Origin of the sequence: Streptomyces sp. NPDC005181 (assembly GCF_040608395.1) — a bacterium.
In the GTDB taxonomy this organism is placed as follows: Bacteria; Actinomycetota; Actinomycetes; order Streptomycetales; family Streptomycetaceae; genus Streptomyces.
Map to the genome: position 1 here is coordinate 1 of NZ_JBEXID010000092.1, position 24,882 is coordinate 24,882.

Sequence of the window (24,882 nt, forward strand, 5' to 3'; positions counted from 1 at the left end):
TGCGCGGCCTGCTCCGTGCCGACAGAGGTGTTCCAGAAGCCGGGCAGCGTGGTTGCCGGTGGCGAGGATCCTGGTCCTGGGACGGGTGGGGTTCTTGCCCAGGCGGACCGGTCGGCCGTAGCGGCGCCCCCACTCCTCGTCGACCAGGCCGACGAGCAGGTACCCGGCGGTGCCGGCGACTTCCTCCAGCGCGGCCCACACCGCCTCGGTGATCAGTTCCAGCCGTGTCAGGTCACGCACGCACCGCGGCCAGGACATGGGTGGAGTCGGTGCGCTGCGTGGTGCGCTCGCACACCAGACCGGCGGCTTTCAGGCGGGCCAGCGCGAGGTCGAGGAGGCGGTCCGCACGCTCGCCCTCGGCGAGACGGTCACGGAAGTCGGCCAGCACACTGTGGTGGAAGCCGGGATCGTCCAGCTCCATGGCCATGGCGTACTTGAAGTCGATGCGGCAGCGCACCGCCTCGGCGGCCTGTCGGTCGGACAGACCGAGCAGGAACTGCAGCACACAGACGGTGGCCAGTTGAGCGGGCGAGACGCCCGGACGCCCGTCGCGCGGGTACCAGGCGGCGAAGTCCTCGTCGCACCACAGCCCATCCAGCCGGTCTCTCACCCACATCGCTGTCGTGCCCTTCGGGTTGCTTGCCCGCGCGACCCTCGCGGTCAAAGGCGGGATTTGCTCACCGGAACGGGGGCGAAGGGACAACGGGCACCTCGGCAGCTGCATCGGTCATCGGAACGACACGAGCATGCCTGTTGACCATGCTGCCGCACCGCGAAACTCCAAGATCCCCGACAGAGTCAAGCTTAGGGGCTGTCCCTCAGGACGAACCGAGTTCCTGCTGGACGCGTCGCGAGGGGCGGAAGGTGTAGAGGTCGAGGATGTCGGGGGCGTCCGCGAGGCCGGGACCGCCCGCTTCGACCCAGGCGACGATGTCGGCGACGGCGTCCGGGTCGTTGACGAGGCCGAGCCAGACCGGCCGGCCACCCGCCCTCCTGCCCTCGGCCGAAGGCTGCACGACGATGACATTGGCCTGCTCGCAGGCGTCCAGGCACTCCACGGCACGCACGGCGGCGATCTCGCCGAGGGACCGGCGCAGAGATGCGAGCTGTCCGGCGTGGTCCACCTCCGGGATCTTCGGCGTACCGCAGCAGCAGCCTCGGCAGACACTGACGGTGGGCCGGGGTACGTCCGGGGCGGACGTGGCGGCCTTGCGCGTGCGGCGGCTCATGCGGGGACACCTGCGGTCGTGACGCGGGCGAGGACGAGGGCGCGGATGATCACCATGGGACTGTACCGAGCACAGAGTGAAGTCGAACATGTGAGCCCCTCCGGCACCGGTGGCTGCGTGGGGGTGAGGTAAAGTTGGCGGCTGCGAAGGGGAGTAGCCCCGCAAACCGGTCGTCGACACACTGGAACCCTCGGGTTCCCGGTGGCCGGGCTCGTAGATCCTTACGGGTGGGCGAGACCTTCGGTCAGGTATGACACGCCCGCGCACTGTGGGCGCTGCAGTCATGCCGGGCCGAGTGGTCCTCCGAAAAGCCCAGAGTGGCGCTTCGCGGAAAGACCCGGGGCCCGGCTCTCGCAGAAAGCCACCCGGAATGCATCTCGACCCCCTGGCGATCGTCACCGCCTTCGGGCTGATCTTCCTCGCGGAGCTCCCCGACAAGACCATGTTCGCGTCGCTGGCCATGGGCACACGCATGCGGCCGCTCTATGTCTGGTTCGGCACCTCGTCCGCGTTCCTCGTGCACGTCGCGATCGCCGTCGGCGCGGGCGGTCTGATCGGGCTGCTGCCCGACTGGATAGTCAAGCTCGTCTCGGCAGCCCTCTTCGCGTTCGGCGCCTTCATGCTGCTGCGCTCCGGGGGTGACGACGGCGACGAGGAGAGCGAAGTCAAGACCGTGACCGGCTTCTGGCCGGTCTACTCGACCGCGTTCATGGCGGTGTTCATCAGTGAATGGGGCGACCTCACCCAGATCACCACGGCCAACCTGGCTGCGAGCAACGGCACGTGGTCCACGGCCATCGGCTCCCTGGCCGCTCTGATGTCCGTGTCCGCGCTGGCGCTGCTCGCGGGGCGCTTCATCGCGAAGCGGGTTCCGCTCAGGACGGTCCAGCGCATCGGCGGGCTGTGCATGCTGGGGCTGGCGATCTGGTCGGTGGTCGAGATCTTCACGGCCTGAGCCGGTTCCGTGACGCAGCCACGGCGAAGCCCGGCGGTCGCCCTGTGCGTCCGCCGGGCTTCGCTGTGTCCGGAACACGCTCTAGAAGAGCGCCGGGGTGTCGTCCCCCGTACCGTTCTCGAAGGCCAGCAGCCGCTGCTTGCGGTCGAGACCGCCGCCGTACCCGGTGAGGCTGCCGGACGCTCCGATGACCCGGTGGCACGGGACAATGATCCCCACCGGGTTCTTGCCGTTGGCGAGGCCCACCGCGCGTGAGGCGCCCGGCTTGCCCAGGTGCTCGGCGAGTTCTCCGTACGAGCGAGTCTCCCCGTACGGGATCTGCCGGAGCTGCTCCCACACACTGCGCTGGAACGGCGTGCCGTCCAGGTGCAGTGGCAGTTCGAACTCCCGCAGTTCGCCGGCGAAGTAGGCGTCCAGCTGACGGATCGCCTCCGCGAAGGGGCGTGGGTCGGGGTCGCCGAAGGTCTCCTCGGGAGGGCGGTGCCGCTGCTCGGTCATATAGAGGCCCGAGAGCACGCCGTCGGTGGCGACGAGGGTCAGTGGGCCGTACGGGCTGTCGACGACCGTGTGCCGACGGGTCGCGAGATGTGTCGCAGTCATGCGGGAACTCCCTTATACGGGCAGGTGGTTGATGGGGTGGTCGTCAACGGTCCACAGATACTGGACCGCGTACGCCCGCCAGGGGCGCCAGGCCGCCGCGCGTGCGGTGAGCGCCGCGGGTGTCGACGGGAGGCCGAGTTCCTCCGCCGCCCGCCGGATACCGAGGTCGGTGGGGAGAAAGGCGTCCGGGTCGCCGAGCGCCCGCATCGCGATGACCTCGACGGTCCACGGGCCGAAGCCGGGCAGTGCGATCAGTTCGGCCCGGGCCTTCTCCCAGTCGCTGTCGGTGCCGAGCCGCAGCGAGCCGTCGGCGAGCGCGCCGACCAGTGTGGTGAGGGTGGTGCGGCGGCTGCGGGGCAGGGCGAGCTGCCCGGGGTCGAGACCGGCCAGCGCCCCGGGGGTCGGGAAGAGGTGGGTGAGGCCGCCCTCCGGGTCGTCGACAGGGATGCCGTGAGCGGTGACCAGGCGGGCCGCATGGGTACGGGCGGCGGCCGTCGAGACCTGTTGGCCGAGCACCGCCCGTACGGCGAACTCCGCGCCGTCGACGGTACGCGGCACCCGCCGCCCCGGGGCCTTGTCGACCAGCGGGGCGAGCAGTGGATCGGCCCGCAGCTGGTCGTCGACGGCGACCGGGTCGGCGTCCAGGTCGAGCAGCCAGCGGCAGCGGCTGATGGCAAGGGTGAGATCGCGCGGATCGGTGAGGAAGAGCCGGCACCCGATGTGGTCGGGGTGCGGGGTGAGGGAGACGATGCCGTGCCCGTACGGGAGGGTGAGCGTGCGCCGGTAGGCGCCGTCGCGCCATTCCTCGACACCGGGGACCGCTGTCGCGGCGAGGTGGCCGAAGAGGTTGGACGGGTTGAGCGGGGCCCGGTACGGCAGCCTGAGCGCGATCACGCCCGGTGTCGCCGACGGCTTCACGGACCGGGCGGCGCGGGTGCGCAGCTCGCCGGGCGCGAGCGCGAAGACCTCACGGACGGTGTCGTTGAAGGTACGGACGGAGGAGAACCCGGCTGCGAACGCCACGTCGGCCATGGGGAGTTCGGTCGTCTCGATGAGCAGCCGGGCGGTCTGGGCGCGCTGCGCGCGGGCCAGGGCCAACGGACCGGCGCCCAGCTCGGCGAGGAGCTGGCGTTCGATCTGGCGGGCGGAGTAGCCGAGCCGGTCGGCCAGCCCCGGCACGCCCTCGCGGTCGACGACCCCGTCCCCGATGAGCCGCATCGCGCGGGCGACCGAGTCGGCGCGGGCGTTCCACTCCGGGGAGCCGGGACTGGTGTCGGGCCGGCACCGCTTGCAGGCCCGGAACCCGGCCTGCTGGCAGGCGGCAGCGCTGGCGTAGAAGGTCATGTTCTCGACCTTGGGCGGCACGACGGGGCAGCTCGGACGGCAGTAGATCCGGGTGGTCAGGACCGCCGTGAAGAACCAGCCGTCGAAGCGGGCGTCCTTGGACTGGACGGCCCGTACGCAACGCTCGGTGTCGGTGTACATGGTTCAAGCATGGGTCACCGGGCAGACCGGAGCTGGCGAAAATCCGACATCAACCTTGCACTGCCAGGGCCTCTTCGAACTCGGCGTACGCGTGTGCGTCGAACAGCACGAACCGCACCTCCTCGATTGGAGGGGTGGCCTCTGCCAGAACGGTGCGGACGGCGATCCGGGCCCCGTCATCCATGGGCCAGCCGTAGATACCGGTCGAGATGGCAGGGAAGGCGACGGTACGCGCACCCAGCTCGGCAGCCACCCGCAGCGATTCGCGGTAGCAGGAGACCAGCAGCGCGGACCGGTCCTCGGCGCTGCTCCAGACAGGTCCGACCGCATGGATGACCCATTGGGCGTCGAGCCTTCCGGCCGTGGTGGCGACGGCGTGCCCGGTCCGCAGCCCCTTTCCGTACTGCGAGGCCCGCAGTTCGCGGCACGCGGCGAGGATCTCCGGGCCGCCGCGCCGGTGGATCGCTCCGTCGACCCCGCCGCCGCCGAGCAGGGAGGAGTTCGCGGCGTTGACGACGGCGTCCACGGACTGCTGCGTGATGTCGCCGCGGACCAGAGTGATCCTGACGGCCGGAGGTGTGCTCATGCGGGCCATCATGCCGTCACCGGGCGGCTCCCGTGGCTCAAGCCGCCCGGAGCCGTCGCCAGACCGCTTTCGCCGCATGGTGACCGGACATCCCGTGCACCCCGGGCCCCGGCGGGGTGGCCGAGGAGCACAGGAATACGGCCGGATGCGCCGTCGCGTACGGCACGCGGGCGAGCTTCGGCCGGATCACCGTCTGCAGTCCGGCGAACGCGCCGCAGGCGATGTCACCGCCGACGTAATTGGCGTTGCGCGCGGCGAGCTGCGGCGGACCCGCGACGGCGCGGGCGAGCACCAGATCGCGGAAACCGGGCGCGAACCGCTCCAGCTGCCGCTCGATGACTTCGGTGGCGTCGCCCTCCCAGCCCGCCGGGACATGCCCGTATGCCCAGAAGACATGGCGTCCCTCAGGCGCGCGCGACGGGTCGACGAGGCTGGGCTGCGCGGTGATCAGGAACGGCACGCTGGGGTCGCGGCCCGCCACCGCGGCGCGCAGCGCGCCGTCGATCTCACCGGCCGTGGGGCCGACATGGACCGTGCCGGCCCGCCGGGCCGCCTTCGCGGTCCAGGGGACGGGGCCCGACAGGGCGTAGTCGATCTTGAAGCAGGCGGCGCCGTACCGGTAGCCGCGGTAGGCGTTGCCCAGTCCGGCGATCCGGGCGAGGGCGGTCGGCGAGGTGTCGAAGACATAGGCGCGCGCGGGCGGGAGCTCGTCGAGGCGCTTGACCTCCGTGCCGGTACGGATCGCGCCACCCAGTTCGCGTACGTACGAGGCGAGAGCGTCCGAGATGGCCTGTGAGCCGCCGCGCGGCACCGGCCAGCCGTTCTCGTGCGCGGCGAGCGCGAAGAGCAGGGCGATGCCGCCGGTGGCGATGCCGCCGGTGGGAGCTATGGCATGGGCGGCGAGCCCGGCGAACAGGCCACGCGCCTTTGCGCCCCGGAACCGGCGGGCGAGCAGCGTGGCGGGCTGGATCGCGTCCAGTCCGAACCGCACCCAGCGGTACGGATCGCGTGGCAGCCCGTCCCACGGGGTCCGCAGAAAGTCCTGGGCGAGTGTGTCCCAGTGGCCGAGGTACGGGGCGAGCAGCCTGCGGTACGCCCCCGCGTCCTGCGGCCCCAGCGACATCGCGCTCTCCCCCACCGACCCGGTGAGCACCGCGGCGGAGCCGTCCGGGAAGGGGTGGGCGAGCGCCAGCTCGGGCTGGAGCCACTCCAGGCCGTGCCGGGCGAGCGGCATCGCGGCGAACGCGGGCGAGCCGATACCCAGCGGGTGCACGGCGGAACACGGGTCGTGACGGAAGCCGGGGAGGGTGAGCTCCTCGGTGCGGGCGCCGCCTCCGACGGTCTCTGCCGCCTCGAACACCTCCACCGAGAAGCCACGGCGGACCAGTTCGGCGGCGGCGGTCAGTCCGTTGGGTCCCGCCCCCACGACGACGGCATCGAGCATCGACGGCACCTTCGGACTCCTTTGTCAGCCGACGGCCAAGAGACTCAAGGATATTCCGCTGCACCGACAGCCGGGCCGCGGGTAACGTCCCCGCCGATGAACAGAGATTCAGTGGATGCATCACTCATCGGCGACATGGCGGCACAGCTGGCCGCACTGCCCGGTGTCCGGGCCGTCGTACTCGGCGGCAGCCGCGCCCGTGGCACTCATCGTCCGGACTCCGACTGGGACCTCGGCGTCTACTACCGGGGCGCTCCCGACCTGGCCGCCCTGACGGCACTCGCGTGCGAGGTGCAGGGCTCGCCGGTGGAGGTGGCGGGTCCGGGCGGCTGGGGGTCGTGGGTCAACGGCGGTGCGTGGCTGCGGGTCGACGGCACGCCGGTGGACTGGATCCTGCGCGATCTGGACCGGGTCGAGAAGGTCTGGTCCGACTGCCGTGAGGGCCGCTTCGAGGTGGGCATCCAGCCCGGGCATCCGCTGGGGTTCTGGTCCCCTTGCTATCCGGGCGAGGTCGCGCTCGGCCGCGTACTGTCCGATCCTTCCGGTGAATTGACGAAGCTGCAGCAGGAGACCCGCAGCTACCCCGATCCGCTGCGCAAGGCACTCGTGGACGCAGCCTGGGAGGCGGACTTCTTCCTGGGCGCGGCACGCAAATCGGCCTCCTCCGGCGACACCCTGCATATCGCCCTGTGCCTGTCGAGGGCGTTCGGCATCCTGACCCAGTCCCTCCACGCCCATCACCGCACCTGGTGCCTGAACGAGAAAGGCGCGCTGGTGGCGGCCGCGCTGCTGCCGCAGACTCCGGCGGACTTCGCCGGGCGGGTGGGCGCGGCGCTACGGGGGCTGGACGTGGCGGCGGTGGAGACGGCGGGGGCTGTGGTGCGGGATGTGCGCGCAGTGCTCCAGTAACCGGGGAGCCGCCGGTGGCCGGGCCTGGCTTAGGATCCGGTCATGATCGCCGAACTTCAGTGCGTAGTGCTCGACTGCCCCGATCCGCTGCGTCTCGCCGAGTTCTACCGGTCGGTCATCGGCGGCCGGGTCAACGAGCCGGACCGGCGGTGGGGACTCGGCGAGGACTGGGCGACGCTGCACACCGACGCCGGTCTCGTCCTGGCGTTCCAGCGGGCGGCAGACTATCGGCCGCCGCAGTGGCCGGACCCGGCGCGCCCCCAGCAGTTCCATCTGGACTTCGGTGTGCCGGACCTGGACGCGGCGCAGGCGGAGGTCGTCGCGGCCGGCGCGATCGTGCTCGACGACGGGAGCACGGACGGCGCCGGCGGCGGGGAGGCGGACATGGAGCGGGCCGAGCGGCCGTGGCGGATCTATGCCGATCCGGCGGGGCATCCGTTCTGCCTGGTTCTGCACCGGGTGAAGCAACCGTAGCCCGGTCGTCGCGGACGGCCCCGCTCGCTGCGGACGGCCGGCCCACGCGAGCCCCGTGGGGCCGGGTCATCCCCCGGCGCGCAGTGCCTCCAGGATCCGCCCGGCCGTCGCCTCGTCCCGGGCGGCCGTGAAGGGCAGGGCGTTGCCGCCGGTGATACGGAACGGGGCGCCCGAGAGCGTGGCCTGCGCGCCGCCCGCCTCGGTGACCAGGAGCAGGCCCGCTGCGTGGTCCCAGGCGTACTCCCAGTTGAAGGCGACCGCGTCCTGGTCGCCGCGGGCGACGCCCAGGTATTCCAGGCCGGCCGCGCCGCACGGGCGGGCGTTGATGCCTTCGGTGCGCAGGCCGAGCAGGGCGCGCTTCTGGGCGTCGGAGGTGTAGTCGGGGTGCGACATGGCCACCTCGAGCACAGCGCCCGGCGCGGGCGACCCAGCACGTATCGGGACGCCGTTCAGCGTGGCGCCACGGCCGCGGACCGCGACCGCCATCTCGTCCAGGGCCGCGGCGTACGTCCACGAGGCAAGGAGTTCGCCGTGGTGGGCGAGGGCGACGAGCGTGCAGAAGCCGGGCTCGCCGCGGACGAACTGGCGGGTGCCGTCGACTGGGTCGATGATCCAGACCGGCGCCTCGCCGCCCAGGGCGTCATACACCTTCGGATCGGCGTGGACCGACTCCTCACCGACGACCACCGAACCCGGCAGGAGCCGGGTCAGGGACGCGGTGAGGTGTTCCTCGGCAAGGCGGTCGGCGGTGGTGACGAGGTCGTGTGGACCGCTCTTCTCGACGATCTCGTGTGCGGCGAGCTGCCGGTAGCGCGGCATGATCTCGGCGGCGGCCGCTGCGCGGACCGCCTCCTCGACCTCGGTCAGGTCCCCGGCAAGGAAGTCATCGATCATGCCCCCAGCTAAGCACGGTCCACCGGGTTCCTGACGACCTGGCCATGACGTGGAGGTGACCGGTCAGCGGCCTACGGCGTACCCCTGCATGCCGCGCGGGTTCGCGGCGGCGGAGAGCACTCCGGTCTCCGGGTCGCGGGCGACGGCGCACATCCGGCCCTCGGACCACGGATCGCCGACCGTGACGTCATGGCCCCGGCGGCGCAGCTCCTCGACGACCTCCGGGTCCATGCGCTCCTCGACGGTGACGCTGCCGGGCCGCATGCCGCGCGGGAAGAACGAGCCGGGGAAGCTGTCGTTGTGCCAGTTCGGGGCGTCGATGGCGCCCTGGAGGTCCAGCCCGCCGCGGACCTCGGCGCGCAGCGCGACGGCGAGGAAGAAGTGGACCTGCCACTGGTCCTGCTGGTCGCCGCCGGGCGTACCGAACGCCATCACCGGAACACCGTCGCGCAGGGCGAGGGACGGGGTGAGGGTGGTGCGGGGGCGGCGGCCGGGGGTGAGGGAGTTCGGCAGACCCTCGTCGAGCCAGGCCATCTGGAGGCGGGTGCCGAGCGGGAAGCCGAGCTCGGGCACGACCGGGTTGGACTGGAGCCAGCCACCGCTGGGGGTGGCCGAGATCATGTTGCCCCAGCGGTCGACGATGTCGAGGTGACATGTGTCGCCACGGGTCGCGCCGTCCTTGGCGACGGTCGGCTCGCCGACGCCCGCCGCCGGTATGCCCATGGCGTCGAACCCGGCCTCGCCGGAGGCGACGGCGTGCGCGTGCTCGCTGAGGACCGGGGTGCGGCCGCCGGGGCTGCCGGGGCGCAGCTCGCGCGACGCCCCGTCGGTGATCAGTGTGCGCCGCTCGGCGTTGTACGGCTCCGAGAGCAGCACGTCGAGAGGTACGTCGGCGGCGTCGCCGTACCAGGCCTCACGGTCCGCCATGGCGAGCTTGCAGCCCTCGATGAGCAGGTGTACGTACTCCGCGGAGCCGTACTGCGGAAGCTCGGCGGGGAGCAGGGCGAGCTGCTGGAGGAAGGCGGGGCCCTGGCTCCAGCCACCGGCCTTGGCGAGCGTCCAGCCGTTCCAGTCGTACGTGGCGGGCGCCTCGTACGACGCGGACCAGCCGGCCAGGTCGGCGGCGGTGAGGGTGCCGGTGTGGCGGGTGCCGCTGGTGTCCATGGTGGGGCGACCGGCCTGGCGGACCAGGGCTTCGGCGATGAAGCCCTCACTCCAGATCTTCCGCGCGGAGTCGATCTGGGCGATGCGGTCGTCGCCGCCGGTCTTCTCGGCCTCGGCTGTCAGGCGGCGCCAGGTCGCGGCGAGGGCGGGGTTGCGGAAGAGCTCGCCCGGCTTCGGGGACGTGCCGCCGGGGAGGTAGACGTCGACGGAGGACTGCCACTCGGTCTCGAAGAGTTCGCGGACGGCCTCGACGGTCTGGCCGATCCGCTCGACGGGGGCATGGCCGTCCTCCGCGTAGCCGATCGCGTACCGCAGCACCTCGGCGACGGACTTGGTGCCGTGGTCGCGCAGCAGCACCATCCAGGCGTCGAACGCACCGGGGACCGCGGCGGCGAGCGGTCCGGTGCCGGGGACGAGGTCCAGGCCGAGGGAGCGGTAGTGGGCGACGGTGGCGCCGGCGGGGGCCGGGCCCTGGCCGCAGAGGACCTGCACGTCGCCGTCGCTCGGCGCCAGGATCATCGGCACCTCACCGGCCGGCCCGTTGAGGTGCGGTTCGACGACGTGCAGGACGAATCCGGCGGCGACGGCGGCGTCGTAGGCGTTGCCGCCGTTCTCCAGGACGGCCATCGCGGACTGCGAGGCGAGCCAGTGGGTGGAGGACACCATGCCGAAGGCGCCCTGAAGGGTCGGCCGGGTGGTGAACACGGATGCGGCTCCTAGCTGCGACGTACGTGGTGTGGTTCGGATCGTATGTACGGGAGGTCAGGAGGCCGTGTCCGGGGCGGTCCCGTCCGCTCCGACGAGGTGGCAGGAGATCTGTCGTCCGCCGGGCAGCTCACGCAGGGCCGGTACCTCGGTGCGGCAGCGGTCGGTGGCGAGCGGACAGCGGGTGTGGAAGCGGCAGCCGGCCGGCGGGTCGAGCGGGCCGGGCAGATCGCCGTGGAGCACGATGCGTTCGCGGGAGCGCTGCTCGACCGGGTCGGGGACGGGCGCGGCGGACAGCAGCGCCTGGGTGTAGGGGTGCTTCGGGGAGGCGAACAGTTCGGTGGTCGGGGCCTGTTCGACGATCTGCCCGAGGTACATCACAGCGAGCCAGTGGGACCAGCTCGGTTCGGCGAGGACGTCCCCGAAGTCCGGCTGCGCGGGGTCGTACGGGGCGATCAGCGGGGCGAGGAGTGCGGTGAGGACGAAGACGGCGGCGATGATGCCGCCGGTGAGGGCGAGCCGCGGACGCCGATGGGCCCCATCTGGTCGCCGACCTGGAGGTCGCCGGAGCGCAGGTTGGCGAGCCGGACGTTGCCGTCGGGGATCGGCTTGTAGACGACGCCGTCGAGGTGGACCTTGTCCGCGTCGTAGTAGTGAGAGCGACGGTGAGTGTCCCGCCGTCGTGTACGGACCGTTCATCGGTTTTCCGCACACCGCCGACCTCGGTGGCCGAGGACTGCAGCGATGCGCAGCCCGAGGTGAGGGACACCAATGCAACCGCCACCAGGCCAACCGCTTTTCGGCGCACGGGGGCCTACCTCCCGCCAGAGGGTGATCAAGGAATATCGCAGACCGTATTTCGCATACAGTCCACAGGCAAGAGGGGTGCCCACATGGCGGACGGTTTTTACTGACGATCGAATAACGGAAAGGTGTAGGACGCACACGGGCCGGGCGGATTGACCTGGATGCCCTGTTACGACATCGAGGTCAGTCCGCCCGGCCTGTTTCCACCGGTCCGTCGGGGCCCGGCCCCGCTCCGTCCCGGCCCGGCTCAGCGGCGCGTCAGACGCATCGTGACCAGCTCGAACGGGCGCAGCGACAGTTGTACGCCCCCGTCCACCCGCACCGGCACGTTCCCCTCGGCGAGCGGCCGCTCCAGCAGGTCGGTCACCTTCGGATCGGTGAACTCGAAGCCGGTGCCGAGCCGGACCCTGGCGCGGCCGCCCGTCGACTCGTAGAGCCGTACGACGACATCGCCGCTCGCGTCGTCCGCCAGCTTGACGGCGCTGACGACGACCGCGTCGTTGTCGACGGTCACCAGCGGCGCCACCGTACGGTCGCCGGCGACCCGGCGCTCCGGCAGGTTGATCCGGAAGCCCTCACGGACCGCGTCGCCGATCGCGGCGCCCGGCGCGAGCGCGTGGCGGAAGCGGTGTACGCCCTGGTCGGTCTCCGGGTCGGGGAAGCGCGGGGCGCGCAGCAGCGAGACCCGGACGGTGGTGGTCGTCCCGGCGGTCGAGTCACGGACGGTACGGGTCACGTCGTGGCCGTACGTCGAGTCGTTGACGAGCGCGACGCCCCAGCCCGGCTCCTCCAGGTGGACGAAGCGGTGGTTGCAGGCCTCGAACTTGGCGGCCTCCCAGCTGGTGTTGGTGTGAGTGGCCCGGTAGAAGTGCCCGAACTGGGTCTCGGAGGCGTACCGCTCGGCATGGATGTCCAGCGGGAACGCGGCCTTCAGGAACTTCTCCGTCTCGTGCCAGTCGACCTCGGTGTCGATGTCGAGCCGCTTGGCGCCAGGGGCGAGCGTCAGCACCTGGGTGACCTGCGAGTCGCCGAAGCTGCGGACGACACGGACGCCGACCGCGCCCTCGTCCTCGACGGGGGTGAGCTCGTCGAGGTCCGTCAGATCCGTGACGGTGTTGCGGTAGAACGCGTCGACGTCCCAGGCGTCCCACATGTTCGGGAAGTCGGGGTGGATCTGCAGCAGGTTCGCGGCCTGCCCGGGCGCCACGGTCTCGCGCTCGGCACCGATGTCGTACGCGGACACCACCAGGCCACGGCCGTCGATCTCCACCTGGAGCAGGCCGTTGTCGAGTACGTAGCCGCCGCCCTCGCGCGGTGCGAGCCGGCCCGGGCTGCCTACGGTGACAGCCCCGGCGCCACCGGCCGGAACCCCGCCGCGGGCGTGCGGCGCGGAGTTGAAGGCAAGCAGCTCCCCCGACGCGGGGTCGCCGGCCAGGGCGCGCTGCGCCGCGGCGACGATGCCGTTCAGCTCATCGGCGACGGCCGCGTACGTCTTCTCGGCCTCGCGGTGCACCCAGGCGATCGACGAACCGGGCAGGATGTCGTGGAACTGATGCAGCAGCACCGTCTTCCAGATGCGGTCCAACTCCGCGTAGGGGTAGGGAAACCCGGTCCGTACGGCGGCGGTGGCGGCCCACAGTTCGGCCTCGCGCAGCAGGTGCTCGCTGCGCCGGTTGCCCTGCTTCGTCTTCGCCTGGCTGGTGAGGGTGGCGCGGTGCAGCTCCAGGTAGAGCTCGCCGACCCATACCGGGGCGTTCGGGTACTCCGCCTCAGCCTTGGTGAAGAACTCGGCAGGTGTCTCCCAGGTCACCGTGGCCGACCCTTCGAGGCTGCGCATCCTGGCCGCCTTCGCGATCATCTCGCGCGTGGTGCCGCCTCCTCCGTCGCCCCAGCCGGTCGGTGCGAGGGAGTGCCGGGCGACTCCCTTGTCCTTGAAGTTCTTCGCCGCGTGGGCGATCTCGCTGCCCTTCATCGAGCAGTTGTAGGTGTCGACGGGCGGGAAGTGGGTGAAGATCCGGGTGCCGTCGATGCCTTCCCACTGAAAGGTGTGGTGCGGGAACTTGTTGGTCTGGCTCCACGAGATCTTCTGCGTGAGCAGCCACTTGGAGCCGGCGGCCTTGATGATCTGCGGCAGACCGGCGGCGAAGCCGAAGGTGTCGGGCAGCCACGCCTCGTCGTTCTCGACACCGAACTCGTCGAGGAAGAACCGCTTCCCGTGCACGAACTGACGGGCCATCGCCTCGGAGCCCGGCATGTTCGTGTCGGACTCGACCCACATGCCGCCGGACGGCACGAACCGCCCGTCCGCCACGGCCTTCTTCACCTTGGCGTAGACCTCGGGACGGTGCTCCTTGATCCAGGCGAACTGCTGGGCCTGCGACATGGCGAAGACGAAGTCGGGCTCGTCCTCCAGCAGGGCCGTCATGTTGGACGTCGTACGGGCGACCTTGCGGACCGTCTCACGCAGCGGCCACAGCCAGGCGGAGTCGATGTGCGCGTGACCGACGGCGCTGATCCGGTGGGCGGACGGTTCGGCGGGTGCCGCAAGGACGGTGGCGAGCTCGGCCCGGGCGTCCGCCGCGGTGCCGTTCACGTCCTGCAGATCGATGCTGTCCAGAGCGCGACCGACAGCACGCAGGACGTCCCAGCGGCGGGCGCCCTCGACCGGAAGTTCCTGCATGAGTTCGCCGAGCACCTCCAGGTCCTGGACGAGGTTCCACACGTTCTCGTCGAAGACGGCGAGGTCCATCCGGGCGAGGGTGTACTGCGGTTCGCTGCCGGCGGTCTCCTTGTCACCGAGCTGCGTCGGCAGAAAGGGGTGGTAGTCGAGTATGACCGGGTTGGAGGCGGCCTCGATGTGCAGCAGCACGTCCTCGCCGCCCGCGACGGGGGCGCCGATGCGCACCCACTGGTTGCGCGGGTTGAGGCCCTTCACCGGGGTGCCGTCGGGCCGGTAGACAAGGCCCTCGCACTGGAAGCCGGGCATGTTCTCGTCGAAGCCGAGGTCGAGGAGCGCCTCGACGGTGCGGCCCGCCCATGCCTGCGGAACGGTTCCGGAGACCCGGAACCAGCTGGTGCCCCAGGGTGCGCCCCACCTGTCGCCGACCGCGAAGGGCACGGTCGGGGCGGCGAGGCCCTCGGCGACCGGGACGGGTTCACCCGGCGCGGTCCAGACGGCGACTTCCAGCGGTACGGATTCCGGGTGGACTGCTGGTCGGATGCGCTCGTCGAGGACGCGCTTGAGGCGGGCTTCGACCAGGGTGCGGTCGTCATGCATGAGGGTGACTCCGTGGTGAGTTGGGGTGCCTGTGCGGGACCGGGTGCGTGGACAGGGTGCCGGTGCGGCGTCAGCGGACCTGGTCCGGGGTGAGGACCTCGGTGATCCCGCGGGCGGCCAGGTGTTCCTTGTTCCCGGCCTGGCTCGCGAGGACGGCGGCGGGCCGGACCCCGTCCGCGGTGAGCCGGGCGAACGCCTCGAAGAACGCGCCGCCGGGGGCGCATGTGGAGCGCCGGGGCGCGGTCTCGTCGTCTCCGGTGTCGACGACGAGCGCGGTGGTGCGCGGCGCCGGGCGGTACTCCGTGCCGCGCCGGTCCGCCACGATCCCGGCGATGGCCTTCCCGGCCGGTTTGACCTGCCGGTCGTTGGTCAACAGACCCAGGCTGTATTCGAGTTCGGGAAAGTCGGCCAGCGACCGGGACACGTCGTGGGAGCACCACCAGGTGACGCCCCACACGTCCTCGCAGTCCAGTGCGTTCGCCACGGTCGCCTCGGTGAACGCGGCCGCGTGCTCGGCGGGAACGAGCGGAGCCGGGGCGCCGACCTCCTGCAGCCAGACGGGCCGGTGCGGGTCGGTGGCCCACGCCTTGGACAACTCGATCAGATACGCGGCGTGGTGCTCGGTGGCGGTTCCGGTGCGGCCGTGCCGTTGGGCGGTGCCGTTGAAAACCCAGGAGTGCACGGCGGTGACCGCGCCGATCCGGGCCGCGTGGGCGGGGGTGAACGCGTGGTCGTCCTGATACCAGGCGGCGTCGTACTCGGCGTGCAGATGGAGCCTGCCCGGCGCGCCCTCCTCGCAGGCGTCGAGCAGGGAACGCAGCCAACGGCCCGCCTGTTCAGGGGTGATGGTGTCCGGGTCGGGGTGCGGGGGGCCGGAGAACTGATTGATCTCATTGCCCAGCGTCATACCGAGGAAGTTCGGCCGGTCGGCGAGGGCGGCGGCGAGGGTACGCAGGTATGCGGCCTGGCCCGCCACCACGTCCGGGTCGGTGAAGAGGTTGCGCCGGTGCCAGGTCTGCGTCCACGCGGGCAGGAAGTCGAAGCTCGACAGGTGTCCCTGCAGTCCGTCCACATTGACGTCGAGGCCGCGCTCGGCCGCGGCGTCGGCGAGCTGGACGAGCTGCTCGACCGCGCGCGGCCGGATCAGGGTGCGGTTGGGCTGGAAGAGCGGCCAGAGCGGGAAGACGCGGATGTGGTCGAGGCCGAGGCCGGCGATCGAGTCCAGGTCGGCGCGCACGGCGTCGAGGTCGAAGTCCAGCCAGTGGTGGAACCAGCCTTGGCTGGGCGTGTAGTTGACGCCGAAGCGCAACGGGGAGTGAGGCATACGGTACGGGTGTCCTGGTTCTGTGGTGCGAAGGGGCGGGGTGAGGCGGGGCGGTCAGCCCTTGACGGCGCCTTCGCCGACGCCCCGGAAGAAGAAACGCTGCAGACAGGCGAAGAGCACGATCAGCGGGAGCACGGCGATGATCGTGCCCGCGGCGACGAGCCGTTCGTCGTTCGCGAACGTGCCGTGCAGATAGTTCAGCCCGATGGTCAGGGTGAAGTTCTCCGGGTCGCTCAGCACGATCAACGGCCACAGGAAGTCGTCCCAGGCCCCCATGAAGGCGAAGATCGCGACGACGGCAAGGGTTCCCCTGACCGAGGGCAGGGCGATCCAGAAGAACCGCTGCCAGACATTGGCGCCGTCGACGAACGCCGCCTCCTCCACCTCGTGCGGAAGGTTGAGGAAGGCGTTGCGCATCAGCAGGACGTTCATCGCGGCGACGGATCCCGGCAGCAGCACACCGATCAGGGTGTTGTTGAGACCGAGCTCACGCATGGTGGTGAACTGGGCGATGATGATGCCCTCGACAGGTACGAGCATGGCAAGGATGAACGCCAGCGTCGCGGCCCTGCGCCCCCGGTACCGCATCCTGGCCAGCGCGTAGCCGGCCAGTGCGGAGCCGACGCAGTTGGTGACCACATTGGCGGTCGCCACCTTGACGGAGTTCAGCGCGTAGTCCCAGACCGGGATGGTCTCGGCGACCCGCGTGTAGTTGTCCAGGGTCGGGTGACCGGGGAAGAACCTCGGCGGCGAGCTGAAGATGTCCTCGCCGGGCCCCTTGAGGGAGGTCGAGAGCTGCCACAGGAACGGTCCCACGGTCAGCGCCAGTACGGCGAGCAGCAGGAGGTAGCGCAACACGAGTTGCCAGCCCGGGATGCGGCGGCCCTCGGCGTCGGTGAGGGTCAGGATGCTCATGCGTCCTCCTTGCGGTCGGCGCGGAGCACCAGGAGCATCAGCGCGACCGTGACGACGAAGATGACGACGGAGATCGCGGAGGCATAGCCGACCCGCCCGCTCAGTCCGGTGCCGACGCGCTGGACGAGCATCACCAGGGTGGTGTCCTCACCGGCCGGGCCGCCGGAGGGACCGGCCATCAGATAGACCTCGGAGAACGCCTTGAAGGCGGCGACCGACGCCAGCGCCCCGACCAGGACCATGGTGGAGCGGACGGCGGGAACGGTCACGGTGAAGAACCGGCGTACGGCGCCGGCACCGTCCACGGAGGCCGCCTCGTGGAGTTCCCTGGGGACGTTGGCCAGCGCGGCCAGATAGATGATCATGTAGTAGCCGAGGCCCTTCCAGACCGTGACCGTCATCGCGCTGAGCAGCAGCAGCCACTGGTCGCTCAGGAAGCCGACCTTGCCGATCCCCACCGCCTCCAGTACTGCGTTGATCAGCCCCCGGTCGTCGAGCATCCACACCCAGATCAGCCCCACGACGACGATGGAGGCGACGACGGGGGTGTAGAAGGCGGAGCGGAAGAACGTGATGCCGGGGATGTTCCGCTGGACGAGCATCGCCAGCAGCAGCGGCAGGAGAACGAGGGCAGGGACGACCCCGGCTACGTACAGCGTGCTGTTCCGCAGCCCGATCCAGAACATCTCGTCGTGGATCAGCTCCTGGAAGTTCGCCAGGCCGACGAACTTCCCGGGCATCAGCGTCCGGCGGTCCGTGAAGGCGTTGACCAAGGTGCTGAAGAACGGGAACAGGCTGAAGGTCCCGACGACGAGCAGGCCGGGGGCCGCGAACAGCCAAGGGCTGCAGGGGAGCTGGCGGCGTATCGGGTGGCCCGTACGCAGGCCGGACCGGCGGTCGCCGGGGCCCGTGCCCCGGGCCGCCGGTACCGCTTCACCGGTGGCCCGGACCGGCGGGGCTTCCCTGGGAGATTTCACGAGGGGGGTTTTCACGAGGGGCTCAGCTCTGCTGCAGCAGCCGGTCGCAGGCCTTGACAGCGTTGTCAAGAGCTTCCTTGGGGCTCTGCTTGCCCTGGAGCGCCTTCGCGACCTCGTTGCGCAGCTCGGTCTTCATTTGATCACTGAAGAGAACCGGCGTGTAATTGACCGCTGCCTTCAGGGACTTGGCGGCGGCGACCCGGACCCGGGTCACATCGGTGCCGTCCTCCTTGGTGAAGTACGGATCGTCGAGGGATCCTGCGGTGCTCGGGAAGATGGCGACCTGCTTCGCGAAGTCCATCTGCCGGGTCGCGTCGGTCACATAGTGCGCGAAGGCCACGGCGGCGGGCTTCTGCTTCGTCTGCGCGTTCACCATGACGCCCATGACGTACATGTTGGCCTTGCCGGTGCTGCTGATCTGGTCGGTGATTCCGATGTTCTTGTAGAGACTCGGGGCCTGCTTCTTGAAGTTCTCCAGGTCCAGTGCGCTGCCCGGGTTCATCGCCACGGACCCGGTGAGGAACTTGTGGCCGGACGACTCGGGGGTCGCGGTCAGCGCCTGCGGGTCGAGCGCCTTGGCGTCGTACAACTCCTTGTAGTGGGTGAGCAGTTCGACCCCCTTGGCGTCATTGAAGGCGAAGCCCGTACCTGCCTTGTTCATCAGCTGTCCGCCGTAGCGGCCGAAGTCCTCGATCGTGGGCACGTTGGCCAGCGTGGCGACCTTGCCCTTGCTCTTCGCGGCCAGTTCCAGACCGGAGTCGAAGAGCTCGTCGTAGGTGGTCGGCGGCTTCTCGGGGTCGAGTCCGGCGTCCTTGAAGAGGGACTTGTTGTAGAAGAGCGGTCCGGTGTTGAGGTACCAGGGGAAGGCGTAGGTCCCTTCCATGCCCGGTATCCGGTGGCTCTGCCAGGCGCCCGGCAGGTACTCCTTGCGGTACTTCGCCGCCGCCTTGTCGAGGTCCAGGGCGATCCCCGCCTTGGCCAGTGGTGCGACCAGGTCGGGCGAGACATTGACGACGTCCGGCAGCGTCCCGCCGGCCGCGTCGGCGCTGATCTTGTCCGCGTAGCCCTCAGCCGGCCGGTCGACCCACTTCACCTCGGTCCCCGGGTACTTCTTCTCGAAGTCCGCGATCACCCCGTTGAAGTAGTCCTTGAAGTTCGCCTGCAGGTTCCAGGTCTGGAAGGTGATCTTCCCTTCGACCTTGCCGGAGGCGTCGGACGGGATGTCGCCGGATCCGCCTCCACACGCGCTCAGCGGCAGGACGGTGGCGAGTACGGCAGCAGCGGCTACTGCTCTGCGAGAGATGCGCACGGTGAACGGCTCCTTTGCTCGGACCAGGCGTGCGGACGGCGAGCCGAGGCCGATGACGCCCCGGCTGCGTACGCCCAGCAGACCTTCCAATGCACACGGCGCAAAGTCAATACATTCGCTTGAAGTTCGCCTCAACTTTCTATATATCTGCAGGTCAGAGCGGTACAGAGAGCTATTGACGATGATTGACTAATGCGCTTTAGGGGGTTTGCACTCAAGCGCATTAGTCGACCCGTCACTTCGGTCGACCAATGCGCCGGGAAGGCTTACGATGCACCGGGGGCGAGCGAACGCCGCGTCTCCCGGGAACGACGGGGAACGCAGGAAGAGGGGCACCGGGTGACACCGAAGGGTCCGCCGGTCGAGGAGACTCGGCCGGCCAGGCGCACACCCGCGCGGCGGCCGACCATGAAGGACATCGCCCAGCGCGCCGGAGTGTCGGAGAGCGCCGTGTCCTTCGCACTCAACGACCGCCCGGGCGTCTCGGAGATCACCCGGGACCGGATCCGGCGCGTCGCCGAGCAGCTGGGCTGGCGGCCCAGCACCGCCGCCCGCGCGCTGTCGGGCGAGGGGTCGGCCACCGTGGGGCTGGTCGTGGCCCGGCCGGCGGCGAACCTGGGCGTGGACTCGTTCTTCCTCCAGCTGATCTCCGGCATCCAGGAGGTTCTGGCCGAGCGCCAACTCGGGCTGCTCTTCCAGGTGGTGGAGGATGTGGAGGCCGAATGCGCCGTCTACCGGCGCTGGTGGGCGGAACACCGCGTCGACGGGGTGCTCGTCGTCGATCCGCGTACGGACGACCCCCGTCCCGGCCTGCTGGACGAGCTCGGGCTGCCGGGAGTCGTGATCGGCGCCCTGCCCGGCAGCGACACGGGTCCGCACCCAGGGCTCTCGCAGGTACGCGCGGACGATGCGGGTGCCATGGCGGCGATCGTCGGCCGGCTGCACGAGCTGGGCCATCGGCACATCGTGCACATCGCGGGGCTGCCTTCCCTCGCACACACCGACCGGCGCATCCGCTCCCTGCGCATCGAGGCCGACCGGCGCGGGCTCGCCGAGGCCCACTCGGTGACCACGGACTACTCCGATACGGAGGGCGCGGCCGTCACCCGCAGAGTGCTGGAACAGTCCACACCGCCGACCGCGATCATCTACGACAACGATGTGATGGCCGCGGCCGGAGCCGCGGTCGTCGCGGGCCTCGGCCGCTCCGTTCCCGGCGATGTCTCGGTCGTGTCGTGGGAGGACTCCGCGCTGTGCCGGCTGACGGTCCCCTGGCTGACCGCGCTGTCCCGGGACACGGTCGCATTCGGTCGGATCGCCGCGCGCGAACTGACCGCACTGCTCGACGGCGGCGCGGCCCGCACCGTGCAGGTACCGCTGCCCGGGCTGATCGAGCGCGGGAGTACGGCAGCGGCGCCCGGCGGCCCATGAGGCGGCCGGGCATGACGGGATACGAACGACGCAGGCCTTCCGCCGAGGATCCGGATGCCTGATCATCTCTTTCCATGCACATGCCAACGATTCAGCGAAGATTCCGCCATCGGGCCTTGCTCTGGGCCGTCGCCGCAAGCCTGGCGCTGACAGCCACCTCAGGAGCGCCGGCCGGGGCCGACACCGCGGCGCCCGGCCTGTCGGAAACCCTCGACCACATTCTCAGCGACGCCCGGCTGGACGGCGCCCAGGCCGGGGTCGTCGTCAGCGACGCCGAAACCGGGCAGATGCTCTATCAACGCAACGGCGACGGCCGCCTGGTACCTGCCTCCAGTACCAAGCTCCTGACGTCGACCGCGGCCATGGCGCTGCTCGGCCCCGACTACCGGTTCAGCACCGATGTACTCGCGGACGGCTCCCGCCACGGGTCCGTGATCCAGGGCGACCTGTACCTTCGCGGCACCGGCGACCCCACGATGCTGGCCGAGGACTACGACCGGCTGGCCGCCACGGTCGCCACAGCAGGGATCCGCCGGATCACCGGCCGACTGGTCGCTGACGACACCCGGTTCGACAGCAGCCGGCTCGGCGCGTCCTGGGCCGCCGACGACGAGTCCGCCTACTACTCCTCGCAGATCTCTCCGCTGACGGTGGCCCCGGACACCGACTACGACGCCGGCACCGTGTCCCTCACGGTGACCCCGGGCTCCGCGCCCGGCGATGCGCCCGCGGTGAAAGTCACCCCGTCCAACGACTACGTCCGCATCGAGAACCGCGCCACCACGGTCGCCACCGATGAGAGCCGTGCGATCACCATCGATCGCATGCACGGCAGCAACACCATCGTGGTCAGCGGAAAAATCCCCGTCGGGAGCGCCTCCACCACTTCGTGGATCAGTGTCTGGGAGCCCACAGGCTATGCGGCAGCCGTCTTCGCGGACGCGCTGGCCGCACACGGAGTGAAGGTGACCCGAGGGACGGTGCTGGGCAAGGCCGCCCCGCAGGGCGCCACGACGCTGGCCTCCCATCCGTCGATGCCGCTGAAGGATCTGCTGACGCCGTTTCTGAAGCTGTCCAACAACAACCATGCCGAGGTGCTGGTCAAGACCATCGGCTACGAGAGGAGGGGCAGCGGCACCTGGTCGGCCGGCCTGTCGGCGATCGCCGACCACCTGCGTACCCTCGGACTGGACCCCGCCGCCCTGCGTCAGGTGGACGGCTCGGGCCTGTCGAGGATGGACGCGGTGTCCACCAAGCAGTTCACCGAACTGCTGGTCGCCGTACGTCATCAACCATGGTTCCGGGACTGGTACGACGCCCTGCCGATCGCCTGCGTGTCCGACCGGATGACCGGTGGAACGCTGCGCTCCCGCATGTGCGGGACCTCGGCTGCCGGCAATCTGCACGGCAAGACCGGCTCGCTGACCGGCGTGTCGGGGCTCTCCGGCTATGTCACGGACGCCGACGGCCGGGAGCTCGTCTTCAGCGTCGTCAGCAACAACTACGTCGCGAGCTCGGTCAAGAACATCGAGGATGCGGTCGGAGCGGCGCTCGCCTCCTACAGCGTCAAGGGCGCACAGCAGCGGCACGGTACGGCCCAGTCGGACCGGCCCACGACCGGTGCGCCCGCTGCAGGGGATGAGCAGTCCGGGCGCACCGACCTCGAGTGCTCCTGGACAAAGCCTGCGAGCTGCTGAGCGACGGTCGGGAGACCGCCGGGACAGCGCACCGAACCGCGAGGCGCTGGTCCGGCCGCAGGTCGACCGGGTCCGCTGAGGGGCGGGGACCCACCCCGCCCCTCAGCGGTAGCCGATACCGGGGACACGGCGTGGCTCCGAGGGATCGGGGGTGGCATCTGGGCGCCCGGCACACCGTAGGACGTCGGCAGGCGTATGCAGCCCAGCACGAACCGCTTCGATGCTGCCGTCCATGCGGTGTATTCGGCACTGTTCCGTGAGGGGCCGGCGCCGCTCATCCGGGCTCAATTCGGCGCTGCCGGTACCGCACATCGCTCCGGATCTGTCACCGACCCGCGATCGCGGCCGCGAGCAGGGTCACCGAGAGCAGCACGACGAGGGCGCCCCCGGCGATGAATACGCGTTCAGGGCCCAGGCGTTCCCGTCCCTGGACGACGACGTTGCGCGGGTCGGCCGGATCGTAGGAGACAAGTACGTTGTCGCCGTCATTGACCGGCCGTCGCCGGGTGGAAGGTACGGGACAGACCACTTCCATCACCCGGTCGTCCTCCGTCACGAATTGGAGCAGCGGGCGCGGCGGGACCGACTCCTCACAGGTCTCTCCCGGGCGTCGTTTGACCAGCGCCTGAACACGCACGCCCGTCGCGCTCACTCGCCGTGCCTGTCGCAAGCCGTAGGCCCCCACCAGGACGGCGAACATGCCGCCGAACGCAGCGATCCCTGCAAGTACGGCCACGGCCCCCACGTCCACGCCACGTCCCCACTCCGATGTGTGTCCCAGCCTTGGCCGCCATCGCCTCGGCACCCCTACATTTTGGTCACATCAGCCTGGCCAGATCGTGGTTGAGCTCGACGACGTTGACGCGTTCCTGACCCAGGAAGCCCAGAACACGTCCCTGGACGTGCCGGGCGACCAGAGTCCTGACCTTGGCGGGGGCAAGGCGACGGGCCTTGGCGACGCGGTCGACCTGCTCGTAGGCGTACGCCGGGGAGATCGCCGGGTCGAGCCCGGAGCCGCTGGCGGTGACGGCGTCCGGGGGGACGGACGAGGAGGGGACCCCGTCGAAGGCGGCGACGGCGGCGCGACGGCTCTTGATCGTCTTGATCAGCTCGGTGTTGTTCGGGCCCAGGTTGGAGGCACCGGAGTTCATGGGGTCGTAGCCGCCCGTGGACGGGCGGGGCTGGAACCACTTGGGGTCGGGGCGCAGTGGCTCCTGTGCGTCGTGGGGATTCTTCTTCGGCAGGGCGAAGTTCTGGCCGATCAGGCTCGAGGCCACCGGCGTGCCGTTCGTCGTCAGCATGGAACCGTTGGCCTGGTGGGAGAGGCCGGCCTGGGCGATGCCGGTGACGAGCAGCGGATAGGCGATGCCGGTGATCACGGTGAACACCAGCAGCATCCGCAAGGCCACCAGATGGTGCTGGAGTACGGGGGGAAGGATGGTGCGCACGGTGTGGGCTCCCCTTCTTCTCTCGTCGGGCCGTTCGTCAGCGCAGGCCGGGGATGAACTGGATGAAGAGGTCGAGCAGCTTGATGCCTACGAAGGGCAGTACCAGCCCGCCGAGCCCATACATCCAGATGTTGCGGCTGAGCAGTTTCGCGGCGGAGGACGGCCGGTAGCGCACGCCGCGTAGCGCGAGCGGGATCAGCGCGATGATGATCACCGCGTTGAAGACGATCGCGGAGGTGATCGCCGAGGTCGGGCTGTGCAGGCGCATGATGTTCAGCTTGTCCAGGCCGGGGTAGACCACCGCGAACATCGCGGGGATGATCGCGAAGTACTTCGCGACGTCGTTGGCGATGGAGAAGGTCGTCAGGGCGCCGCGGGTGATGAGGAGTTGCTTGCCGATCTCGACGATCTCGATGAGCTTGGTCGGGTTGGAGTCCAGGTCCACCATGTTCCCGGCCTCCTTGGCGGCCGAGGTACCGGTGTTCATGGCCACGCCGACGTCGGCCTGGGCGAGCGCCGGTGCGTCATTCGTACCGTCACCGGTCATCGCGACGAGCTTGCCACCCGCCTGCTCACGCTTGATGAGGGCCATCTTGTCCTCGGGCGTGGCCTCCGCGAGGAAGTCGTCCACCCCCGCCTCCTCGGCGATGGCCTTCGCGGTCAGCGGGTTGTCGCCTGTGATCATCACCGTACGGATGCCCATCCGGCGCAGCTCGTCGAACCGCTCCCGCATCCCTTCCTTGACGACGTCCTTGAGGTGGATGACGCCCAGGATCCGGGCGCCCCGCTCGTCGTCAATGGCGACGAGCAGCGGCGTACCGCCCGCCTGCGAGATCCGGTCGGTGAGTGTGCGGGCATCCGGCGAGACGGTGCCGCCCCGCTCCTCGACCCAGGCGACGACCGAGCCGGTCGCACCCTTGCGGATCCTGCGTCCCTCGACGTCCACACCCGACATCCGGGTCTGTGCGGTGAAGCCGACCCACTCGGCCCCGACGAGCTCGCCCTGGTGGCGCTCGCGCAGCCCGTACTTCTCCTTCGCCAGCACGACGACGGAGCGGCCTTCGGGCGTCTCGTCGGAGAGTGACGAGAGCTGGGCGGCATCGGCCAGTTCGGCCTCCGGTACGCCCTTGACCGGGACGAACTCGGCGGCCTGCCGGTTGCCGAGGGTGATGGTGCCGGTCTTGTCGAGCAGCAGCGTCGACACATCGCCCGCGGCCTCGACGGCGCGTCCCGACATGGCCAGCACATTGCG

21 protein-coding genes and 3 pseudogenes are annotated in these 24,882 nt (G+C 70.3%); 5 read left to right on the forward strand and 19 right to left on the reverse strand.

Annotated elements, in window-relative coordinates:
- The 3 genes and pseudogenes from ABZV38_RS33640 to ABZV38_RS33650 form a co-directional block, all read right to left on the reverse strand.
- A pseudogene (locus ABZV38_RS33640) lies at window positions 1-240 on the reverse strand (IS1182 family transposase); the annotation flags it as partial.
- Complete coding sequence (locus ABZV38_RS33645) at window positions 233-610, reverse strand: transposase (protein WP_356332240.1); 378 nt, start codon at window positions 608-610, stop codon at window positions 233-235. The gene ABZV38_RS33645 and the pseudogene ABZV38_RS33640, both read right to left, overlap by 8 nt.
- Before the next feature lie 208 nt (window positions 611-818).
- On the reverse strand, window positions 819-1,229 hold the full coding sequence (locus ABZV38_RS33650; RefSeq protein WP_356332241.1) for a (2Fe-2S) ferredoxin domain-containing protein: 411 nt from the start codon (window positions 1,227-1,229) through the stop codon (window positions 819-821).
- 370 nt (window positions 1,230-1,599) lie between these two features.
- Between ABZV38_RS33650 and ABZV38_RS33655 the strand changes: the two genes are divergently transcribed.
- The gene (locus tag ABZV38_RS33655; protein WP_356332242.1) at window positions 1,600-2,184 is read left to right on the forward strand and encodes a TMEM165/GDT1 family protein; all 585 of its coding nucleotides are present in this window, start codon (window positions 1,600-1,602) and stop codon (window positions 2,182-2,184) included.
- 81 nt (window positions 2,185-2,265) lie between these two features.
- Here ABZV38_RS33655 and ABZV38_RS33660 read toward each other — a convergent pair whose 3' ends face one another.
- The 4 genes from ABZV38_RS33660 to ABZV38_RS33675 are packed head-to-tail and all read right to left on the reverse strand — an operon-like array spanning window position 2,266 to window position 6,308.
- The gene (locus ABZV38_RS33660; protein WP_356332243.1) at window positions 2,266-2,784 is read right to left on the reverse strand and encodes a methylated-DNA--[protein]-cysteine S-methyltransferase; all 519 of its coding nucleotides are present in this window, start codon (window positions 2,782-2,784) and stop codon (window positions 2,266-2,268) included.
- 12 nt (window positions 2,785-2,796) lie between these two features.
- The gene (locus ABZV38_RS33665; RefSeq protein WP_356332244.1) at window positions 2,797-4,269 is read right to left on the reverse strand and encodes an AlkA N-terminal domain-containing protein; all 1,473 of its coding nucleotides are present in this window, start codon (window positions 4,267-4,269) and stop codon (window positions 2,797-2,799) included.
- Window positions 4,270-4,318: 49 nt separating this feature from the next.
- Entirely contained in the window at window positions 4,319-4,855 is a 537-nt protein-coding gene (locus tag ABZV38_RS33670; RefSeq protein ID WP_356332245.1) for an O-acetyl-ADP-ribose deacetylase, read from the reverse strand.
- Window positions 4,856-4,892: 37 nt separating this feature from the next.
- On the reverse strand, window positions 4,893-6,308 hold the full coding sequence (locus ABZV38_RS33675; protein WP_356332246.1) for an NAD(P)/FAD-dependent oxidoreductase: 1,416 nt from the start codon (window positions 6,306-6,308) through the stop codon (window positions 4,893-4,895).
- An 87-nt stretch (window positions 6,309-6,395) separates the two neighbouring features.
- On the opposite strand from ABZV38_RS33675, the gene ABZV38_RS33680 reads away from it, so the two are divergent.
- The gene (locus ABZV38_RS33680) at window positions 6,396-7,208 is read left to right on the forward strand and encodes a nucleotidyltransferase domain-containing protein (RefSeq protein WP_356332247.1); all 813 of its coding nucleotides are present in this window, start codon (window positions 6,396-6,398) and stop codon (window positions 7,206-7,208) included.
- Between the two features lie 42 nt (window positions 7,209-7,250).
- Window positions 7,251-7,682: a VOC family protein gene (locus tag ABZV38_RS33685; RefSeq protein WP_356332248.1), complete on the forward strand. Its 432-nt coding sequence runs from the start codon at window positions 7,251-7,253 to the stop codon at window positions 7,680-7,682.
- Window positions 7,683-7,748: 66 nt separating this feature from the next.
- Here ABZV38_RS33685 and ABZV38_RS33690 read toward each other — a convergent pair whose 3' ends face one another.
- The 9 genes and pseudogenes from ABZV38_RS33690 to ABZV38_RS33730 form a co-directional block, all read right to left on the reverse strand.
- Window positions 7,749-8,576 (reverse strand): inositol monophosphatase family protein, encoded by an 828-nt coding sequence (locus ABZV38_RS33690; RefSeq protein ID WP_356332249.1) that lies wholly within the window; start codon window positions 8,574-8,576, stop codon window positions 7,749-7,751.
- A gap of 63 nt (window positions 8,577-8,639) precedes the next feature.
- Window positions 8,640-10,445 (reverse strand): gamma-glutamyltransferase, encoded by a 1,806-nt coding sequence (locus ABZV38_RS33695; RefSeq protein WP_356332250.1) that lies wholly within the window; start codon window positions 10,443-10,445, stop codon window positions 8,640-8,642.
- A gap of 57 nt (window positions 10,446-10,502) precedes the next feature.
- Window positions 10,503-10,832: pseudogene (locus ABZV38_RS33700) on the reverse strand (oligopeptide/dipeptide ABC transporter ATP-binding protein); the annotation flags it as partial.
- 78 nt (window positions 10,833-10,910) lie between these two features.
- Window positions 10,911-11,144: pseudogene (locus ABZV38_RS33705) on the reverse strand (hypothetical protein); the annotation flags it as partial.
- Between the two features lie 355 nt (window positions 11,145-11,499).
- Window positions 11,500-14,529 (reverse strand): glycoside hydrolase family 38 C-terminal domain-containing protein, encoded by a 3,030-nt coding sequence (locus ABZV38_RS33710; RefSeq protein ID WP_356332251.1) that lies wholly within the window; start codon window positions 14,527-14,529, stop codon window positions 11,500-11,502.
- Between the two features lie 70 nt (window positions 14,530-14,599).
- Window positions 14,600-15,853, reverse strand: coding sequence for a glycosyl hydrolase (locus ABZV38_RS33715; RefSeq protein ID WP_356332252.1), 1,254 nt, complete (start codon window positions 15,851-15,853; stop codon window positions 14,600-14,602).
- A 54-nt stretch (window positions 15,854-15,907) separates the two neighbouring features.
- Window positions 15,908-16,768: a carbohydrate ABC transporter permease gene (locus tag ABZV38_RS33720; RefSeq protein WP_356332253.1), complete on the reverse strand. Its 861-nt coding sequence runs from the start codon at window positions 16,766-16,768 to the stop codon at window positions 15,908-15,910.
- Window positions 16,765-17,652 (reverse strand): sugar ABC transporter permease, encoded by an 888-nt coding sequence (locus tag ABZV38_RS33725; protein ID WP_356332260.1) that lies wholly within the window; start codon window positions 17,650-17,652, stop codon window positions 16,765-16,767. Before ABZV38_RS33725 ends, ABZV38_RS33720 begins: the two co-directional genes overlap by 4 nt.
- A 115-nt stretch (window positions 17,653-17,767) precedes the next feature.
- Window positions 17,768-19,054, reverse strand: a complete 1,287-nt coding sequence (locus ABZV38_RS33730; RefSeq protein ID WP_356332254.1) for a sugar ABC transporter substrate-binding protein — start codon at window positions 19,052-19,054, stop codon at window positions 17,768-17,770.
- A gap of 408 nt (window positions 19,055-19,462) precedes the next feature.
- Here ABZV38_RS33730 and ABZV38_RS33735 point away from each other — a divergent pair, with 408 nt between their 5' ends.
- Both ABZV38_RS33735 and dacB read left to right on the forward strand, forming a co-directional pair.
- The gene (locus tag ABZV38_RS33735; protein WP_356332261.1) at window positions 19,463-20,485 is read left to right on the forward strand and encodes a LacI family DNA-binding transcriptional regulator; all 1,023 of its coding nucleotides are present in this window, start codon (window positions 19,463-19,465) and stop codon (window positions 20,483-20,485) included.
- Between the two features lie 80 nt (window positions 20,486-20,565).
- On the forward strand, window positions 20,566-22,182 hold the full coding sequence (dacB, locus tag ABZV38_RS33740; RefSeq protein WP_356332255.1) for a D-alanyl-D-alanine carboxypeptidase/D-alanyl-D-alanine-endopeptidase: 1,617 nt from the start codon (window positions 20,566-20,568) through the stop codon (window positions 22,180-22,182).
- A 325-nt stretch (window positions 22,183-22,507) separates the two neighbouring features.
- On the opposite strand, the gene ABZV38_RS33745 is transcribed toward dacB, so the two are convergent.
- From ABZV38_RS33745 to kdpB, 3 genes are all read right to left on the reverse strand, one after another.
- Entirely contained in the window at window positions 22,508-22,918 is a 411-nt protein-coding gene (locus tag ABZV38_RS33745; RefSeq protein WP_356332256.1) for a DUF3592 domain-containing protein, read from the reverse strand.
- Window positions 22,919-23,000: 82 nt separating this feature from the next.
- Window positions 23,001-23,630 (reverse strand): potassium-transporting ATPase subunit KdpC, encoded by a 630-nt coding sequence (gene kdpC, locus ABZV38_RS33750; protein ID WP_356332258.1) that lies wholly within the window; start codon window positions 23,628-23,630, stop codon window positions 23,001-23,003.
- 37 nt (window positions 23,631-23,667) lie between these two features.
- Window positions 23,668-24,882, reverse strand: a 1,215-nt coding sequence (gene kdpB, locus ABZV38_RS33755; protein ID WP_356332259.1) for a potassium-transporting ATPase subunit KdpB, incomplete at its 5' end; no start/stop codon positions are given.

What these genes read in the sequence shown, in the direction of transcription:
- ABZV38_RS33670 (WP_356332245.1), bottom strand. Translation starts at nt 4,855, where the DNA reads ATGAGCACACCTCCGGCCGTCAGGATCACTCTGGTCCGCGGCGACATC.
- ABZV38_RS33685 (WP_356332248.1), top strand. Translation starts at nt 7,251, where the DNA reads ATGATCGCCGAACTTCAGTGCGTAGTGCTCGACTGCCCCGATCCGCTG.
- ABZV38_RS33715 (WP_356332252.1), bottom strand. Translation starts at nt 15,853, where the DNA reads ATGCCTCACTCCCCGTTGCGCTTCGGCGTCAACTACACGCCCAGCCAA.
- ABZV38_RS33680 (WP_356332247.1), top strand. Translation starts at nt 6,396, where the DNA reads ATGAACAGAGATTCAGTGGATGCATCACTCATCGGCGACATGGCGGCA.
- ABZV38_RS33720 (WP_356332253.1), bottom strand. Translation starts at nt 16,768, where the DNA reads ATGAGCATCCTGACCCTCACCGACGCCGAGGGCCGCCGCATCCCGGGC.
- ABZV38_RS33710 (WP_356332251.1), bottom strand. Translation starts at nt 14,529, where the DNA reads ATGCATGACGACCGCACCCTGGTCGAAGCCCGCCTCAAGCGCGTCCTC.
- dacB (WP_356332255.1), top strand. Translation starts at nt 20,566, where the DNA reads ATGCCAACGATTCAGCGAAGATTCCGCCATCGGGCCTTGCTCTGGGCC.
- ABZV38_RS33660 (WP_356332243.1), bottom strand. Translation starts at nt 2,784, where the DNA reads ATGACTGCGACACATCTCGCGACCCGTCGGCACACGGTCGTCGACAGC.
- ABZV38_RS33655 (WP_356332242.1), top strand. Translation starts at nt 1,600, where the DNA reads ATGCATCTCGACCCCCTGGCGATCGTCACCGCCTTCGGGCTGATCTTC.
- ABZV38_RS33690 (WP_356332249.1), bottom strand. Translation starts at nt 8,576, where the DNA reads ATGATCGATGACTTCCTTGCCGGGGACCTGACCGAGGTCGAGGAGGCG.
- ABZV38_RS33650 (WP_356332241.1), bottom strand. Translation starts at nt 1,229, where the DNA reads ATGAGCCGCCGCACGCGCAAGGCCGCCACGTCCGCCCCGGACGTACCC.
- ABZV38_RS33735 (WP_356332261.1), top strand. Translation starts at nt 19,463, where the DNA reads ATGAAGGACATCGCCCAGCGCGCCGGAGTGTCGGAGAGCGCCGTGTCC.
- ABZV38_RS33665 (WP_356332244.1), bottom strand. Translation starts at nt 4,269, where the DNA reads ATGTACACCGACACCGAGCGTTGCGTACGGGCCGTCCAGTCCAAGGAC.